This window comes from Rhodococcus sp. NPDC055024, from assembly GCF_053608585.1.
This window is the reverse complement of the sequence record NZ_JBSGVT010000001.1, coordinates 503,080-519,300: the sequence shown is the minus strand read 5'-3', so window position 1 is coordinate 519,300 and position 16,221 is coordinate 503,080. Positions and strand designations below refer to the sequence as shown.

Sequence of the window (16,221 nt, the reverse complement as noted above, 5' to 3'; positions counted from 1 at the left end):
GCTCCGACGACACCCGCAAGGGCTTGCTGACGGCTGCGCTCGAGTATTGACGGAGAAGGAGAGCTACCCACCCGTGGCTGCCCAGAAGTCAGATACAAGCACTTCCAGCAAGGACTACAACGCGTCGTCCATCACCGTCCTCGAAGGACTCGAGGCGGTACGTAAGCGTCCAGGCATGTACATCGGTTCCACCGGTGAACGCGGCCTGCACCACCTCATTTGGGAGGTCGTCGACAACTCGGTCGACGAGGCGATGGCCGGACACGCCACCAAGGTCGAGGTCACCCTCCTCGAAGACGGCGGAATCCGCGTCATCGACGACGGCCGTGGCATCCCGGTCGGCATGCACGCCTCCGGAGTCCCCACCGTCGAGGTCGTGCTGACCCAGCTGCACGCCGGCGGCAAGTTCGACTCCGACTCCTACGCCGTCTCCGGTGGTCTGCACGGCGTCGGTATCTCGGTGGTCAACGCGCTCTCCACCCGGCTCGACGTCGACATCAAGGTCGACGGCTACCGGTGGCAGCAGACGTACACCGATTCCAAGCCGGGAGAGCTCGTACAGGGCGACCCGACGAAGGAGACCGGCACCACCGTCAGTTTCTGGGCCGATCCCGAGATCTTCGAGACCACCCGCTACAACTTCGAGACCGTTGCGCGTCGTCTGCAGGAAATGGCCTTCCTCAACAAGGGCCTGACCATCACGCTGACCGACGAGCGCGCCGAGGTCATCGACGACGAAGCTGCCGAGGTAGCCGAGGCTCCCAAGTCTGCTGCCGAAGAAGCCGAAGAAGCTGCTCATGCAGCGCCGCGTAAGTCCAAGACCCGCGTCTACCACTACCCCGGTGGACTCGAGGACTACGTCCGGCACATCAACAAGAGCAAGACCCCGATCCACAACTCGGTCGTCGGATTCACCGCCAAGGGCACCGGCCACGAGCTCGAGGTCGCAATGCAGTGGAACTCCGGTTACTCGGAGTCCGTCCACACCTTCGCCAACACCATCAACACCCACGAGGGTGGTACCCACGAAGAGGGCTTCCGCGCCGCACTGACCGCAACGGTCAACAAGTACGCGCTCGAAAAGAAGCTGCTCAAGGACAAGGATCCCAAGCTCACCGGTGACGACATCCGTGAAGGACTCGCGGCCATCATCTCGGTGAAGGTCGGCGAACCCCAGTTCGAGGGTCAGACCAAGACCAAGCTCGGCAACACCGAGGTCAAGTCCTTCGTGCAGAAGGCGTGCAACGAGCACCTCGCGCACTGGTTCGAGGCGAACCCCGCCGACGCGAAAACCATTGTGAACAAGGCTGTTTCGTCGGCGCAGGCCCGCGTCGCCGCGCGTAAGGCGCGTGAACTGGTCCGTCGTAAGAGCGCGACCGACCTCGGTGGCCTGCCCGGCAAGCTCGCCGACTGCCGCTCCAACGATCCGGAGAAGTCCGAGATCTACATCGTGGAGGGCGACTCCGCAGGCGGCTCGGCCAAGTCCGGCCGAGACTCGATGTACCAGGCGATCCTCCCGCTTCGCGGAAAGATCATCAACGTCGAGAAGGCGCGTATCGATCGCGTCCTCAAGAACACCGAAGTCCAGTCGATCATCACCGCGTTCGGCACGGGCATCCACGACGAGTTCGACATCGCCAAGCTGCGCTATCACAAGATCGTGCTCATGGCCGACGCCGACGTCGACGGTCAGCACATCGCAACGCTGCTGCTCACACTGCTGTTCCGCTTCATGCGGCCGCTCGTCGAGCACGGCAAGGTCTACCTCGCGCAGCCGCCGCTGTACAAGCTCAAGTGGCAGAAGGGTGCGCAGCCGGAATTCGCGTACTCCGACCGCGAGCGCGACGCGATGGTCAAGGCCGGCCTCGAGTCCGGTAAGAAGATCAACAAGGACGACGGCATCCAGCGCTACAAAGGCCTCGGCGAGATGAACGCCAAGGAGCTGTGGGAAACCACGATGGACCCGACGGTGCGCGTTCTGCGTCTCGTCACGCTCGACGACGCGGCTGCTGCCGACGAGCTGTTCAGCGTGCTGATGGGCGAAGACGTCGAAGCACGACGCAGCTTCATCACCCGCAATGCCCGGGACGTTCGTTTCCTCGACGTGTAGGGCCTGCGGCCCTGTGAGCGGTTGAGGAGTCCCCGGGCTCCTTTTCCGCGCACAGGGGCTTGCCCCCTCTTTTAAGAAAGTGAGCTCATGACCGACACCACGTTGCCACCGGACGGTCCGCAACACGACCGGATCGAACCGGTCGACATCCAGCAGGAAATGCAGAACAGCTACATCGACTACGCCATGAGCGTCATCGTCGGTCGCGCTCTGCCGGATGTCCGCGACGGACTCAAGCCGGTGCACCGCCGCGTGCTCTACGCGATGTACGACAACGGATATCGCCCCGACCGCGGATACGTGAAGTCTGCCCGACCGGTCGCCGAGACCATGGGTAACTACCACCCCCACGGCGACTCCTCGATCTACGACACGTTGGTCCGTATGGCCCAGCCGTGGTCGCTGCGCTACCCGCTCGTCGACGGTCAGGGAAACTTCGGCTCCCGAGGCAACGACGGCGCAGCCGCCATGCGTTACACCGAGTGCAGGCTCACGCCGCTCGCGATGGAAATGCTGCGCGAAATCGACCACGAGACAGTCGATTTCACCCCGAACTACGACGGCAAGACGCAGGAACCGACGGTTCTGCCCAGCCGTATCCCGAACCTTCTGATCAACGGTTCCAACGGCATCGCCGTCGGTATGGCCACCAACATTCCGCCGCACAACCTGCGTGAAGTTGCCGACGCCATCTACTGGGCGCTCGAGAACTTCGAGGCGGACGAGGAAGCCACCCTCGCGGCCGTCATGGAGCGCATCAAGGGACCCGACTTCCCGACGCACGGTCTCATCGTCGGTGGACAGGGCATCCAGGACGCCTACACCACCGGTCGTGGATCCGTTCGTATGCGCGGCGTCGTCGAGATCGAAGAAGATGCCAAGGGCCGCACCACGATCGTCATCACCGAGCTGCCCTACCAGGTCAACCCGGACAACCTGATCACCTCCATCGCGGAGCAGGTTCGTGACGCCAAGATCGGTGGCATCTCCGACATCCACGACGAGTCCTCGGACCGCGTCGGCATGCGCATCGTCGTCACCGTCAAGCGTGACGCCGTTGCCAAGGTCGTGCTGAACAACCTCTACAAGCACACCCAGCTGCAGACCAGCTTCGGCTGCAACATGCTCTCCATCGTCGACGGAGTACCGCGCACGCTGCGCCTCGACCAGATGATCCGTCTCTACACGACGCATCAGCTCGAGGTCATCGTTCGTCGTACCAGGTACCTGCTTCGCAAGGCGCAGGAGCGCGCCCACATCCTGCGCGGTCTGGTCAAGGCGCTCGACGCTCTGGACGAGGTCATCGCCTTGATCCGTGCGTCGCAGACCGTCGACATCGCTCGCGCCGGATTGATGGAACTCCTCGACGTCGACGAGATCCAGGCCGACGCCATCCTCGGCATGCAGCTTCGTCGTCTGGCCGCCCTCGAGCGTCAGAAGATCGTCGACGAGTTGGCCGAGATCGAACTCGAAATCGCGGACCTCGAAGACATTCTGGCTCGCCCGGAGCGTCAGCGCGCGATCGTTCGTGACGAGCTCAAGGAAATCGTCGACAAGTACGGCGACGACCGTCGTACCCGCATCATCGCCGCCGACGGAGACGTCAACGACGAGGATCTGATCGCCCGCGAAGACGTCGTCGTCACGATCACCGAGACCGGCTACGCCAAGCGCACCAAGACCGACCTCTACCGCTCGCAGAAGCGCGGCGGCAAGGGTGTTCAGGGCGCCGGCCTCAAGCAGGACGACATCGTCTCGCACTTCTTCGTCACCTCGACGCACGACTGGCTGCTGTTCTTCACCACGAAGGGCCGCGTCTACCGCGCCAAGGCTTACGAACTGCCCGAGGCGAGCCGTACCGCTCGCGGTCAGCACGTGGCGAACCTGCTGGCCTTCCAGCCGGACGAGCGCATCCAGTCCGTCATCCAGATCAAGACGTACGAAGACGCGCCATACCTGGTGCTCGCCACTCGCAACGGTCTGGTCAAGAAGTCCAAGCTCACCGACTTCGACTCCAACCGCAGCGGTGGCATCGTCGCCATCAACCTGCGCGGTGAAGACGAACTGGTCGGCGCTGTTCTTTGCTCCGCCGAAGACGACCTGCTTCTCGTTTCGGCACAGGGCCAGTCGATCCGCTTCTCGGCCACCGACGAGGCACTGCGTCCGATGGGCCGCGCAACGTCCGGCGTCCAGGGCATGCGCTTCAACGGTGACGACGAGCTGCTCTCGCTCAACGTTGTTCGTGAAGGCACGTTCCTCCTGGTCGCCACCTCGGGCGGTTACTCCAAGCGAACCGGCATGGAGGACTACCCGGTGCAGGGTCGCGGCGGCAAGGGCGTGCTCACGATTCAGTACGACAAGAAACGTGGCACTCTGGTCGGTGCGCTCATCGTCGACGACGACGACGAGCTGTACGCGATCACCTCGGGCGGCGGCGTCATCAGGACGGCTGCCAAACAGGTTCGTAAGGCGGGACGCCAGACCAAGGGCGTGCGTCTGATGAACCTCGGCGAAGGCGACACACTGCTCGCGATTGCGCGCAACGCCGACGAGCCCGAAGAGCTCGCTGCAGAGACCACCGACAACGCAGACAATGCCGATGGAGCTAAGGAGTCCTAGTGAGCACTCCCAACCAGCCGGGCAGTGACCAGAAGAGCGGAAGCCCTTCAGGTTCGACGCCACCGAAGCCGGAGCAGGCAACTGCTCCGGCGGGGCCGCAGACCTCGAAACCTGCAGCTCCAGCGGACGGCGGACCCAAAGCTTCCGAGGCAGCTCCGGCGCCCAAGGCACCTGAGCCGCCTCGCGGCCCATCGGCTCAGAAGCCGGCGGGTGGGGCTCCCGACGCTGCGGGTGCGGCCAAGGGTCAGGCTCCTTCCGCTCCTCCGGTGGCTCCGGCTGCGCCGGTAACTCCGGCCAAGGGTGACGGTCAGGCTCCGCCGCAACCGGTTTCCAATCAGGCTCGTGGCAGCCAGGCACCGCCCTGGCAACGCGGACCCCAGCCGTCAGGGCAGCCGCAGGGGCAGCCAGCTCAGAATCCGGCTGCCCAGAGTCCGGCATCCAAGGCTCAGGCACCGCAGAATCAGGCACCGCAAAGTCAGCCGCAGACCAACATCACGCGCCCAGCCGGCGCTGGTGCTCCGGCGGGTCGACCGGCAGCTCCTGCCGGGGGTAAGCCGCCTGCCGGTCCGCAGCGTCCTGCAGCGGCCGGCCCGGCGCAGGGTGGCCCGGCGCAGGGTGGTCTGGCCAAAAACCCCGCGCAGGGTGGTGCACCGCAGGGACAGCCTCAGGCGGGTCGTCCTACGGGTGCACAGGCGGGTCGTCCTACGGGCAACCCATCGGCACGTCCCGTCGTGACGGGAACGGCGGCGGCCGCAGCTACCGGTGGCGTCGCTGGTGCGGCAGCAGCCAAGGCAGTTACACCCTCGGGTGCAAATCCCAAGGCTGCAAATGCCACAGTCGCCAATCCCACGGTCGCAAATCCGAAAGCAAAAGCTGCTGCGATCGACGGGCCCACCCGGCACATCGATCGCAAGGATTTGCCGAAGGACATGCCTGACCTCTCCGAGGCCAAGCATCCGTTGCCTGCTGCGGTGAAGGGTGAGAAAACTCACGCCGTATCGGCTTCGGTCGTCGACGGTGCGCCGCTGCGCGCGACGGTTCAGATCCGTCGTATCGACCCGTGGTCCACGCTGAAGATCACGTCCGTGATCTCGGTGTCGCTGTTCTTCGTGTGGATGGTGGCCGTCGGGCTGCTCTACGTCGTCCTCGACGGTATGGGCGTCTGGGATCGTCTGAACAACGCGTTCACCGACATCGTTGCCGACGGCGGCTCCGACGGTCTGGTGACGGCGGGCCAGGTGTTCGGCTACGCGGCGCTGATCGGTATCGCGAACATGGTGCTTTTCACGGCACTCGTCACGATCGGATCGTTCATCTACAACCTCTGCAGCGACCTGGTTGGCGGCGTAGAGGTAACTCTCGCCGACCGCGACTGACCTGCGAAAACATTGCTCCGCCGGGCCCGTTTTGGTGTCAGCGGCCCGGTGGGGTAATCTTTGGAATCGGTTCAGGGGCCTATAGCTCAGGTGGTTAGAGCGCTTTACTGATAATGAAGAGGTCGGAGGTTCAAGTCCTCCTAGGCCCACTCCCATGTGCCGAAGAAGGGTTGCTGGAATGAAGGTTTTCCTGCTTGTCGGGGCCGGAATTCTGGTAGCTCTCGGGGTCACCAAGCTGATCAAAAGTCAGCGCGGAGACAAGGTTTGGCACGATTTGGAAACAGGATAGAACCTAGGTACTCTGACTCCGGTCAGAAAACCGAACGGGGCCTTAGCTCAGTTGGTAGAGCGCTGCCTTTGCAAGGCAGATGTCAGGAGTTCGAATCTCCTAGGCTCCACAGTAAGAAAACACCCTCCCGGGATCCGGGAGGGTGTTTTTGTATGCCGATGTACCCGGCGTCTGCCTTGTCTGCCCAGTCGTGCCCGACTTGTGTGCCCCGTTTTTGAGCGAACGGCACTTTCGGCGCACTGAAGGCGATGAACATGCCGTTCGCTCGGAGTGGGGTGGCCAGAACCGCGCCCACTATGGACCGTTCGTCCCGAATTCTCCGGAAAGTCTAGTGGTCATAACCAGCTGGGCGTACCGTGGGGAGAACCCAATTTCAGGAGGTTCGTAGTGCTTCACAACGACATTCCCAGCCACGGTGAAATTGCCGCACTCGCGGAGGTGGAGGGGCCCACCTGCATCACCATCGTTACTCCGACTGAAGATGCGCCTCAGGATTACGACAAAGCGCGCATAGCCTTCAAGGACCAGGTCCGCTCGGCACTCGCATCGGTGGAGGATCCCACCGAGCGCAAGCAGTTCGAGGCCGAATACGCAGAGCTCGACGACGACGACGATTTCTGGCGCTTCCAGTCGCGCTCATTGGTCACGTACGCGACGCCGGAGCGTCTGGTGACCTTCCGCCTCCCCAACCGTCTGCAGGCGCTCGAAACGGTCAGCGATCGGTTCCACCTCAAGCCACTGCTCCGTTCGGTGACGTTCCCCCAGACGGCGTTTGTTCTCGCCCTGGCAGAGGGTTCGGTGCGACTGATCGAGATCGCCGCCGATCAGCCCGCCGACGAGGTCCGTGTTCAGGGCATGCCGAAGAACGCTGCGGATCACGCGGGCAAGTCGTCGATCAACAGCCGTACCGAAGCGGGTCGGTTGTCGGGGTCGGACAGCCGAAAGTTGCGCGTCAATCAGTACGCCCGCGCAGTCGATCACGAGGTCCGCGGTGTACTCGCCGGCCGTGATGTCCCCTTGATCCTGGCCGCTGCCGAACCCATTGCGTCGGTGTATCGCTCCGTGAATTCGTACCGCCACCTGGTCGACAAAACCGTCGAGGGAAACCCGGAAGCCTTGTCGACGCAGGAAGTGGCGGACGGTTCGCGTCCGGCGCTCGACGTTTTCCATGCCGAGCAGCTTGCGGCGGTGCGGGACACCTTCAATGTGCGCACGGAACAGGGGCGCACGCAGACGGACGTCGCAGACGTGGCAACAGCCGCGACGTACGGACAGATCGACACCGTTTTCATCGACATCGATTCCGTCGTACCCGGAAGTCTCGATCCCCAGACGGGCGCTCTCACGACCGGTGAGTCGACCAACGGAAGCACCTATGGTGTCGTCGACGAGATCGCTCGTCGTTCGCTCTTGACCGGTGCTCGGGTGCTCGCTGTTCGCGCGGAGGACATTCCGGGCGGCGGCGCAGTTGCCGCGATTTTGCGCTTCGCTCCGTAAACAGACTGGACGCGTGTGCGCCTCGTGACCTGATTCGGGCACGGGGCGCATACGATTCCGGCATGAAACGTGTGTGGGAACGGCTGCGCCTCTATTGCAAGACGCTGCACCCGGTCGGGCTTGCCTTTGCTCTGGTCTTCTTCACCTGGTCGATGAGTCCGTCCCTGTTGCCGCGCGCGTGGTACCTCCAGGGCGTTGCGACGGGCATCTCGCTCGCGATGGGATACGGCGTCGGCGTCACGGTTGCCTGGATGATCCGCAAGTGCGGCGTCGAACCGCAATGGTCCGATCGCACCAAGAAGATCGGCTGGCGAATCCTGCTGGTCGCGGCCGTCATTCTGGTTCCGACGTTCTTGGTCCTCGGTTCGTGGTGGCAGCAGATCGTTCGCGATCTCGTGGAAGCTCCACGCACCAATCAGGCGAATTACCTTCTGGTGCTAATGATTTCGCTCGGAATCTGGTTCATCCTGCTCGAGGCCGGTCGGGGTCTTCGTTTCACCACCAACAAGCTCACCGCAGTCGCGCTTCGGTTCGTTCCCCTCGAAGCGGCGAAGGTCGGCAGCTTGATCGTCATCTTCGCTCTCGGAATCTTCATCGTGAACGGTGCGCTGTACAACGGGCTGGTCGCGTTTGCGAACTGGAGTTTCTCGGGTGCCGACCACGAAACTCCGGACGGCATCGAACAACCCATGATCGCCGAGCGCAGTGGTTCACCGATGTCCGGCGAGGCTTGGGATTCTCTCGGCCAGGAGGGGCGCACCTTCATGGGCAGCGGTCCCACCGCAGCCGAGATCTCTGCGTTGACCGGACGTGAAGCGAAGCAACCGATCCGGGTGTATGCCGGACGCGAATCCTCGGACTCGATCAACGGTGTGGCACAGCGGGTCGTCGACGAGTTGGAGCGCACCGGCGGATTCGACCGCGGAACCCTCGCAGTCGTGACGACCACCGGCCGCGGTTGGGTGAACGAGGACGTCGCGTCGGCGTTCGAGTACGTCGAGGGCGGCGACACGGCAATCGCGTCGATGCAGTACTCGTTCCTTCCGAGTCCGTTGGCCTTCATCGCCGACCGCGAGACGCCGATGATCGCCGGGCGCGCGCTGTTCAACGCCGTGTACGCCAAGTGGATCGACCTGCCTGTGGAGACGCGACCCGAGCTGGTTGTCTTCGGTGAGAGCCTCGGCTCCTACGGTGGCCAGGCCGCATTTGCCGGCGCCCAGGACATGATGACGCGCGTCGACGGCGCTCTGTGGGTCGGAACCCCCAACTTCACTGCTCAGTGGCAGGAAATCACGGACAGTCGTGACTCGGGTTCGAAGGAAATTCTGCCGGTGATCGACGGTGGACGCGCCATTCGGTTTGCCGGTGATCCGGAGGATCTGGAGCTGAAGTCGGATTGGGACGACGACCGCATCGTGTACTGGCAGCACGCCAGCGACCCGATCACGTGGTGGTCCTTCGACCTGCTGCTCAACAAGCCGGATTGGCTCAAGGAACCGTTGGGTCGAGACGTGGATCCGGGAATGACGTGGGTGCCGCTCGTGACGTTCTGGCAGGTCACCCTCGACATGGTGTTCTCGGCTGACGTCCCGTCCGGGCACGGTCACAACTACGGCGAGGATGCGGCAGACATGTGGGCCAAGATCCTGCATCCCGAGGCGTGGACCCCGGCCGATACCGACAAGCTTCGTTCGCTACTGACATCGAATCTGGAGCCCACGAAGTAGTCGTAAAGGGTTGTAATACAGCCTGTTAAGGCAAAAACCTCACGAAAACGTGTTACGTGAGGTATGTGTTACTCTGCGTTCGCTGTGTGCCAAGCCACAGCGCAGGCGAACGTGGGGAGATCGAAACGTGAAGAGCAGAGCATGGTGGGCGGCCGGGGTCTCCGTCGCAGCACTGGTCATGGGTGCTGTGACGGCCCCTGCCGCAATGGCTGAGCCGGCAGATTTCTACACACCGCCGTCCGAGCTTCCGGCAGGTGCCAACGGAGATCTCATCAAGAGCGAGCCGTCACCACTGCTGCTGAGCGTGCCCGGATCGAACGGTGCATGGCCGGCGACTGCCACCAAGATCATGTACCGAAGCGAGGACGCCAAAGGCGCCCCCGTTGCCGTGACGGGCACCTATCTCGAACCGTCGAATCCGTGGACCGGGCAGGGGGCGCGTCCACTGGTTGCCGCAGCGGTGGGAACGCATGGACAGGGCGATCAGTGCGCACCGTCCAAGCTGTTCAACACCGGTATCGAGTATCAGTTCCCGACGGACGTCATGGTCGGCTACGAGTCCATCTGGGTGAACACGTTGCTGCTCAACGGCATTGCCGTTGTCGTCACCGACTACGAGGGTCTCGGAACTCCGGGCGATCACACCTACGTCAACCGTGAAGCCGAAGCGCATGCCGTTCTGGACTCGGTGCGCGCCGCTCAGCAACTCCCGAACACGAGCATTCCCGCCGACGGCCCCGTCGGACTGTGGGGTTACTCGCAAGGTGGTGGAGCTGCCGCTGCCGCAACGGAATTGAAGCCGTCGTACGCTCCCGAACTTGATCTCAAGGGAACGTACGCAGGCGCACCGCCCGCTGATCTGGCGGCGACGCTTCAGCAGGTCGACGGCACGTTCCTCACCGGAGTGATCGGCTACGCGCTCAACGGAATCGTTGCGCAGTACCCCGAGGTCCAGCCGTTGCTCGACGCCGAGATCAACGATCGTGGCCGACAGATGTTGGCCGCCACCAAGAACCAGTGCGTCGCCGAAAGTGGTCTGCAGTTCGGCTTCCAGCAGTCGTCGAGCTTCACCAATTCCGGTGAATCGCTCTCCGCAGTTCTGGCGCGTCTACCCATGGCGCAGGCGATCCTCGACGAACAGAAGATCGGCAAGCTGACGCCGGAGTCGCCCGTGTTGATCCAGCACGGCCGCTCCGACGACATCGTTCCGTTCGGCCAGGGACAGCAATTGGCGCAAGACTGGTGCGGCAAGGGCGCGACGGTGCAGTTCTCCGTCAACGAACTGCCCCCGATCATTCCGGGACTGGCAATCAATCACGCGACGCCGTATCTGGTCGGTACCCCCGAATCCGTCGGGTACATGATCGATCGCTTCAACAACGTCCCGGCACCGTCCAACTGCTGACGGCCAGGCATCGAAAAGCCCCGGAACACACTGTGTTCCGGGGCTTTTTGTATGTCGACTAAGCGGTCTTCTCGGCCGAGTTCTCCTCGAGGCGCGGGGGTGCGGAAGCGACCGGCGGATGTTCGCGTCGGCGGCTCTTGAAGAACACCGCGCCACCGATCACCGCAGCACCGGCGATGACGAACACGGTGACGCGCTTGCGGCCGCGAGGCTTCTCGGCGCGTTCCGCGGACTTTGCCGGGATGGCCTTGGCGCGCTCGACGCCCTTCTTGGCGAGGACTTTGCCCTGACGACCCAGGAACAACCCGACCTGTCCGGCGCCGCGAGCGACCGACGTCGCGACCACCGCGGCGATACGGCGAGCGTTGTCGGCTGCCTCGGACTCCTTGATACGAGCCGCTGTCTCTTCGAGGTAGGCGGCGGTCTCGTCGAAGGTGTCCTCGACGCGGGCGCGCGCGTGATCGAAGGTGTCGGGCAACTGCGTGCTGAGGGACTCGGTCACTCGTGTCATGACTTCACTTTGCCACAAGGGCTGTACCGGGGTAGGTCGGTCGCAGATCGGACTTACGATGGATGAATGTCGACCTCCCCTGCACGGTCCCGTCGAAGCCCAGGCCGACCTGCGATTACGTCGACGGACGAGATTCTCGATGCAGCGGAACGGGTGGGTTTGGACCGCCTGACGCGGGCGGAGGTCGCACAGGTCCTGGGCGTTTCCGCTGCGACGATTCGCCATCACGTCGACTCGACCGATCGTCTGTACTCGTTGGCGTGTGCGAGAGCTTTCGGACGTCTGCAGTTGGATTCGGATTCGAAGTCCTGGCAGGACTACCTTCGGACGTTAGGTCAGCGCTTCGCTGAACTCGTGACTGCCACGCCTGGGCTCGAGGACTACGTGCTTCGAGGGCCTTACGAAGAGCGCACTCTGGAGCAGTTCGAGCGAATCATGAATGAGGTACTTCTACGGAAGCCTGAATTCGACCGTGCAACAGCACATTTGCTCGGCTCTCGGACACTGATCATTTCGGCGGCACTGCATACACCGGCGCGCAATCGTTACCCGGATTCGCAGTATCCGAAGCCTGAGACTCTCTCGGCTGTTGTTTCCTGGACGCTCGACGCCTTCCTTGTCGGTGCCGAAAAGATGATCGATTCCGGCCTCGTTCCTACGGTCGTTCCAACTCCTGACGCTTCTTGGACTCACATTTCGGATCACTGATGCCCTTCCTGGACAGGAAGGTAAGGCAACCCACATTAATTATTGCTACTGTGGCAATTATGAATAGACACAGGTGGAGGCCAAGATTCCTCGGCGCGGCCGGGGCCGCGTTAGTGCTCGCGCTCGCTGGATGTTCGTCATCGAACACGAACCCGGACGCTGACGGAAGTCCCGCAGCGAGGGGAAGCTATCCGGTGACCGTGAGCACGGAATCCGGAGACGTGATCATCGAGTCGGCACCTGAACGGATCGTGACCTTGGGGAACCCGGCGTTCGAGAACGTCGTGGCGCTGGGATCGCACCCCGTGGCCGCGAGCGTGACCAACATCGACAAGCTTCCTTATCTGGCGGACTACGTGGGAAACGAGGCGCTCGACGAGTCCTTGGCTGACATCTATGCGGGGCAAGTGAATTTCGAGCGGATGCTTGCGGTCGAACCGGATCTCATCATCGCGCCTGCCTGGCCGGTTTTCACCGAGCCCGCCACGTTGGAGCGGCTCCGAACGATCGCTCCCACTTTGATATTCGACATGCAGGACGCAGACAACGATTGGAGAGTCGGCGTTCAGCAGGTCGCGGATGCGTTGGGAAAATCCGAGCAGGGTGGCGAGTTGATCACCTCGGCAGTCGACGAATTTACGGGTGTGGCTGAGTCGAACCCAGGACTTGCGAAGCGGCCGTACTCATTCGGGCTCTACTACAAGGAGCAGATTTCGTTGGGATCGGGCGGAAACATACTGCGCCTCTTCGGAATGAAGCCGGCGGAGGACCAATCCGCGGTGGAATCGACGGGAACTCCGGTGACGTATTCGGGTGAGACCGCGGGTGACGTCGACGGTGAAGCGGTACTTCTGATGCCGTCGCCACGGGATTCCATCGCGAACCTCGAACAATCGCCTTTCTGGGAGTCGAATCTGAAATCCCGCGTCGTATGGCTCAGTGATGCGCAGGGTGAGGCGATCAACAATGCGGGTGTACTTGGAAAGACGTGGCTGCCGGGAAACCTGGGTACCGCGTTGGGACAGTTGGGTTAGTCGAGCATGGACAGGGCGAGAGTATCCCGGTTACCTGCGGGCATGGTCATGACCGTTGCCTCGATTGCCGAGGTTGAACAGCGCGCGGACGACACCGTTCGAGTTGTGTTGCAGTCGAGCGAGTTCGGAAACCTGAGCGTTCGTGGGGCGGCGCCGGTGTTCAAGGTGTTCGTGCCTCGGGAGCCGGCGGACGAGATGATGCTCCCCACCTTGGGGTCGGACAAACTCGCGGTTCCCAGTTGGGAGGCCGACCCCCGGCGTCCGATCGGGCGTTCCTACACAGCAATCGATTTCAATCCTGGCGATCGAAGGATCACGTTCGATGTCATGGATCTCGGGAAGCCGGGTTGGTGGCTCAACCGGACGGGCGTAGGCAGTCGCGTTGGGGTGATCGGATTCAAACACGAACTCGTCCTTGTTCCGGGCGTCACTGACGTCGTTGCAGTCGGCGACAGATCTGCGCGCCCTGCTGTCGGATCCTTGACGAATCTCGCCGAACAAGTCCGAATACACAGTTTCACGGGTCCGTCAGGCGAGCACGGATTCCCTGATATCGAGTGGGTGGACATAGTCGATCGGACCGAGGCGCAGGCAGAATCGACAATGTTGTGGATCGGCGGAGAGAAAAGCTGTGTCGCCCGCTTGCGCAGCCAAGCGATCGAAAACGGCCTACCGCCGTCCCGGATTGTCGCATTGCCGTACTGGTCGGCGGGGCGAACGCGCGACGAGTTCGATCATGCTCTGTACCGGCTGTACCAACGCGCAGCTGCGGACGGAATCGACATTTCCGATCCGGTCGTTGCCGCCGACATCGAACTGCAGTGACGCGTGCCCCGTCGCACGGAATTGGCAGGCTCACATCCACGAGAACGCCGGCAATGGCACGATGGTGGTGTGACTTCAACTCATCAGACCGCAACCGCAACGCTGCACACGAACCGCGGCGACATCAAGATCGCTCTGTTCGGCAACCATGCGCCGAAGACCGTCGAGAACTTCGTCGGCCTCGCCGACGGCTCGAAGGAGTACACCACCGCAAACGCCGCCGGCACCAAGACCGGCCCGTTCTACGACGGTGCCATCTTCCACCGCGTCATCGACGGCTTCATGATCCAGGGTGGCGACCCCACCGGAACCGGCACCGGCGGCCCGGGCTACAAGTTCGGTGACGAGTTCCACCCGGAACTGCAGTTCGACCGCTCCTACCTGCTGGCCATGGCCAACGCAGGCCCGGGAACCAACGGCTCGCAGTTCTTCATCACCACCGGCCCGACGCCGCACCTGAACCGTCGCCACACCATCTTCGGTGAGGTTCTCGACGACGATTCCAAGAAGGTTGTCGACGCCATCTCCTCCACCTCGGTCGATCGTGGCGATCGTCCGGTCGAGCCCGTCGTGATCAACAGCATCACCATCTCCTGAACAGGTAAAACAAGCAGATGACGAACCCCGGTTGGGGCGGCGGTGCGAGTGAGGGCATCCCGCCCCAACCGCGGTGCGTCCGCCATCCAGATCGACCTACCGCACTTTCCTGCAATCGTTGTGGACGCCCGGCGTGCCCGGACTGTCTCCGCGAGGCGGCGGTGGGATACCAATGTGTTGACTGTGTAGCTGCCGGTCAGCGTGATGTCCGCCCCGTTCGGGGCGTCGCCGGAAACACCGTGAGCCCCACCCGCGCGGTCCCGGTCGTGACGTACACCTTGATGGGGCTCAACGTCCTGGCGTTCCTCGCCACCTTCGCGCAGTCGCGAAGCATCATGAACAATCAGGTCGGCTCGTCGATCTTCGCGAACTGGGCACTCAATCCGGGTCTGGTCGCCAGCGGTGACTGGTTCCGGCTCATCGGCTCCGGGTTCCTGCACTTCGGAATCCTGCACCTCGCGGTCAACATGTACGCCCTCTACATTCTGGGGCGCGACACCGAAATCGTGATGGGCCGCTCGCGGTACATCGGCATCTATCTGGTTTCGCTCCTCGGCGGATCTGCATCCGTGATGGCGTTCCAGCCGGTGTTCTCCTCGCTCACGGCCCTGTCCTGGACCGCTGGAGCGTCGGGTGCGATCTTCGGCATCATGGGCGCACAGGCCGTCCTTCTTCTGCGTTTGCGTCGAAGCCCGGTCCCGATCATCTCGGTGATCGCGATCAATGTGATCATCAGCATTTCGCTGCCCGGGATCTCGTTCTGGGGTCACGCGGGAGGTCTGGTGGCAGGTGCCGCAACGGCCGCTGCCTTCCTGTACGCCCCGCAGTGGTTGGGCGCCGGTGAGAACCGCGTGAAGGCCGTACGTATCGGCTGGATCGCTTTTGGTGCCGTCACCGTGGTGACGTTGGGAGTCATAGTGCTGCGCGTCGTCCAACTGCGCGAACAGCTGGGAATCAGTTAGCAAGAATCTATGGCCCAGCCGTTCTATCGCTCAGCCGCCGATGACGGACTTGCAGGCGAACGTGATCTCGAAGCTGGAAGTCGCGGTCGGGTTGCTCCTGTCCCGGGCGCCGATTCCCTCGCCCGTCACCACGAAGGTATTGCCGTCCTGCTTGGCACTGGCAGACCCGCCGGGCAGGCCCGGTGCAAATCCGGCGGTGTACGGCAGACCGTTCGATCCACCCTCGCTTCCGGCGATTCCAGCAGTCTGAACCGCGCCGGATTCATCGACGATGGCAGAGACGGTCAACCTGCCGTAGGTGGCATTTTCCGCGTCGAGCAGTGTCATAACTGTCGTGTCGCCGTCCTTTGCACATTTCGTCTCGAACGTGGCGTCAAGCGTCTCCCCGCCGACGGTGACCGAGGACGTAGCGGAGGAAGCGACGGCAGCGGTTTCGTCCGAGCCAGTCTTGTCGGAGTCGCTGCCGCAGGCGGAGGCGAATAGAGCGACCGCCGCGATGGTGGCAGCGAAAGCGGTGGAGGACCGGTGGGTCATCGTGGTCCGAACCATCTTCGTCATGTT

The 16,221-nt window shown here is 62.9% G+C and carries 13 protein-coding genes and 2 tRNA genes; 13 read left to right on the top strand and 2 right to left on the bottom strand.

Features of this window, described 5'->3' with window-relative positions:
• Positions 1-73: 73 nt before the first annotated feature.
• From gyrB to ACWF6P_RS02325, 8 genes are all read left to right on the top strand, one after another.
• Complete coding sequence (gene gyrB, locus ACWF6P_RS02360) at positions 74-2,110, top strand: DNA topoisomerase (ATP-hydrolyzing) subunit B (protein WP_378445277.1); 2,037 nt, start codon at positions 74-76, stop codon at positions 2,108-2,110.
• An 87-nt stretch (positions 2,111-2,197) separates the two neighbouring features.
• Positions 2,198-4,729 carry a DNA gyrase subunit A gene (gyrA, locus tag ACWF6P_RS02355; protein ID WP_452619824.1) on the top strand — a complete coding sequence of 844 codons (2,532 nt, stop codon included), beginning with the start codon at positions 2,198-2,200 and terminating at the stop codon, positions 4,727-4,729.
• Entirely contained in the window at positions 4,729-6,105 is a 1,377-nt protein-coding gene (locus ACWF6P_RS02350) for a DUF3566 domain-containing protein (protein WP_452619823.1), read from the top strand. Before gyrA ends, ACWF6P_RS02350 begins: the two co-directional genes overlap by 1 nt.
• Positions 6,106-6,180: 75 nt before the next feature.
• Positions 6,181-6,254: transfer RNA gene (locus ACWF6P_RS02345), tRNA-Ile, on the top strand.
• A 176-nt stretch (positions 6,255-6,430) separates the two neighbouring features.
• Positions 6,431-6,503, top strand: a tRNA-Ala gene (locus ACWF6P_RS02340).
• 278 nt (positions 6,504-6,781) lie between these two features.
• Positions 6,782-7,891 (top strand): baeRF11 domain-containing protein, encoded by a 1,110-nt coding sequence (locus ACWF6P_RS02335; protein WP_452619822.1) that lies wholly within the window; start codon positions 6,782-6,784, stop codon positions 7,889-7,891.
• Positions 7,892-7,953: 62 nt separating this feature from the next.
• Positions 7,954-9,618, top strand: coding sequence for an alpha/beta hydrolase (locus ACWF6P_RS02330; protein ID WP_452619821.1), 1,665 nt, complete (start codon positions 7,954-7,956; stop codon positions 9,616-9,618).
• A gap of 127 nt (positions 9,619-9,745) precedes the next feature.
• Positions 9,746-11,023 (top strand): lipase family protein, encoded by a 1,278-nt coding sequence (locus ACWF6P_RS02325; RefSeq protein ID WP_452619820.1) that lies wholly within the window; start codon positions 9,746-9,748, stop codon positions 11,021-11,023.
• A gap of 58 nt (positions 11,024-11,081) precedes the next feature.
• Here the strand turns inward: ACWF6P_RS02325 and ACWF6P_RS02320 are convergent, their stop codons facing one another.
• Positions 11,082-11,534, bottom strand: a complete 453-nt coding sequence (locus tag ACWF6P_RS02320; RefSeq protein WP_452619819.1) for a hypothetical protein — start codon at positions 11,532-11,534, stop codon at positions 11,082-11,084.
• A 66-nt stretch (positions 11,535-11,600) separates the two neighbouring features.
• On the opposite strand from ACWF6P_RS02320, the gene ACWF6P_RS02315 reads away from it, so the two are divergent.
• The 5 genes from ACWF6P_RS02315 (at position 11,601) to ACWF6P_RS02295 (ending at position 15,660) form a co-directional block, all read left to right on the top strand.
• A complete protein-coding gene (locus tag ACWF6P_RS02315; protein ID WP_134932158.1) occupies positions 11,601-12,242 on the top strand; it encodes a TetR/AcrR family transcriptional regulator in 642 nt (213 codons plus the stop codon).
• Between the two features lie 194 nt (positions 12,243-12,436).
• The gene (locus ACWF6P_RS02310; protein ID WP_230359329.1) at positions 12,437-13,276 is read left to right on the top strand and encodes an ABC transporter substrate-binding protein; all 840 of its coding nucleotides are present in this window, start codon (positions 12,437-12,439) and stop codon (positions 13,274-13,276) included.
• 42 nt (positions 13,277-13,318) lie between these two features.
• Complete coding sequence (locus ACWF6P_RS02305; protein WP_452619818.1) at positions 13,319-14,101, top strand: siderophore-interacting protein; 783 nt, start codon at positions 13,319-13,321, stop codon at positions 14,099-14,101.
• 69 nt (positions 14,102-14,170) lie between these two features.
• Positions 14,171-14,698 (top strand): peptidylprolyl isomerase, encoded by a 528-nt coding sequence (locus ACWF6P_RS02300; protein WP_283305660.1) that lies wholly within the window; start codon positions 14,171-14,173, stop codon positions 14,696-14,698.
• 17 nt (positions 14,699-14,715) lie between these two features.
• Positions 14,716-15,660 carry a rhomboid family intramembrane serine protease gene (locus ACWF6P_RS02295; RefSeq protein ID WP_065351693.1) on the top strand — a complete coding sequence of 315 codons (945 nt, stop codon included), beginning with the start codon at positions 14,716-14,718 and terminating at the stop codon, positions 15,658-15,660.
• A gap of 30 nt (positions 15,661-15,690) precedes the next feature.
• On the opposite strand, the gene ACWF6P_RS02290 is transcribed toward ACWF6P_RS02295, so the two are convergent.
• On the bottom strand, positions 15,691-16,218 hold the full coding sequence (locus ACWF6P_RS02290) for a lipoprotein LpqH (protein ID WP_452619817.1): 528 nt from the start codon (positions 16,216-16,218) through the stop codon (positions 15,691-15,693).
• Positions 16,219-16,221: the final 3 nt, after the last annotated feature.

Excerpts from the sequence above, each read along its gene's own strand:
- ACWF6P_RS02320 (WP_452619819.1), bottom strand. The coding sequence starts at position 11,534 with ATGACACGAGTGACCGAGTCCCTCAGCACGCAGTTGCCCGACACCTTC.
- ACWF6P_RS02290 (WP_452619817.1), bottom strand. The coding sequence starts at position 16,218 with ATGACGAAGATGGTTCGGACCACGATGACCCACCGGTCCTCCACCGCT.
- ACWF6P_RS02305 (WP_452619818.1), top strand. The coding sequence starts at position 13,319 with ATGGTCATGACCGTTGCCTCGATTGCCGAGGTTGAACAGCGCGCGGAC.
- ACWF6P_RS02330 (WP_452619821.1), top strand. The coding sequence starts at position 7,954 with ATGAAACGTGTGTGGGAACGGCTGCGCCTCTATTGCAAGACGCTGCAC.
- ACWF6P_RS02315 (WP_134932158.1), top strand. The coding sequence starts at position 11,601 with ATGTCGACCTCCCCTGCACGGTCCCGTCGAAGCCCAGGCCGACCTGCG.
- ACWF6P_RS02295 (WP_065351693.1), top strand. The coding sequence starts at position 14,716 with ATGACGAACCCCGGTTGGGGCGGCGGTGCGAGTGAGGGCATCCCGCCC.
- gyrA (WP_452619824.1), top strand. The coding sequence starts at position 2,198 with ATGACCGACACCACGTTGCCACCGGACGGTCCGCAACACGACCGGATC.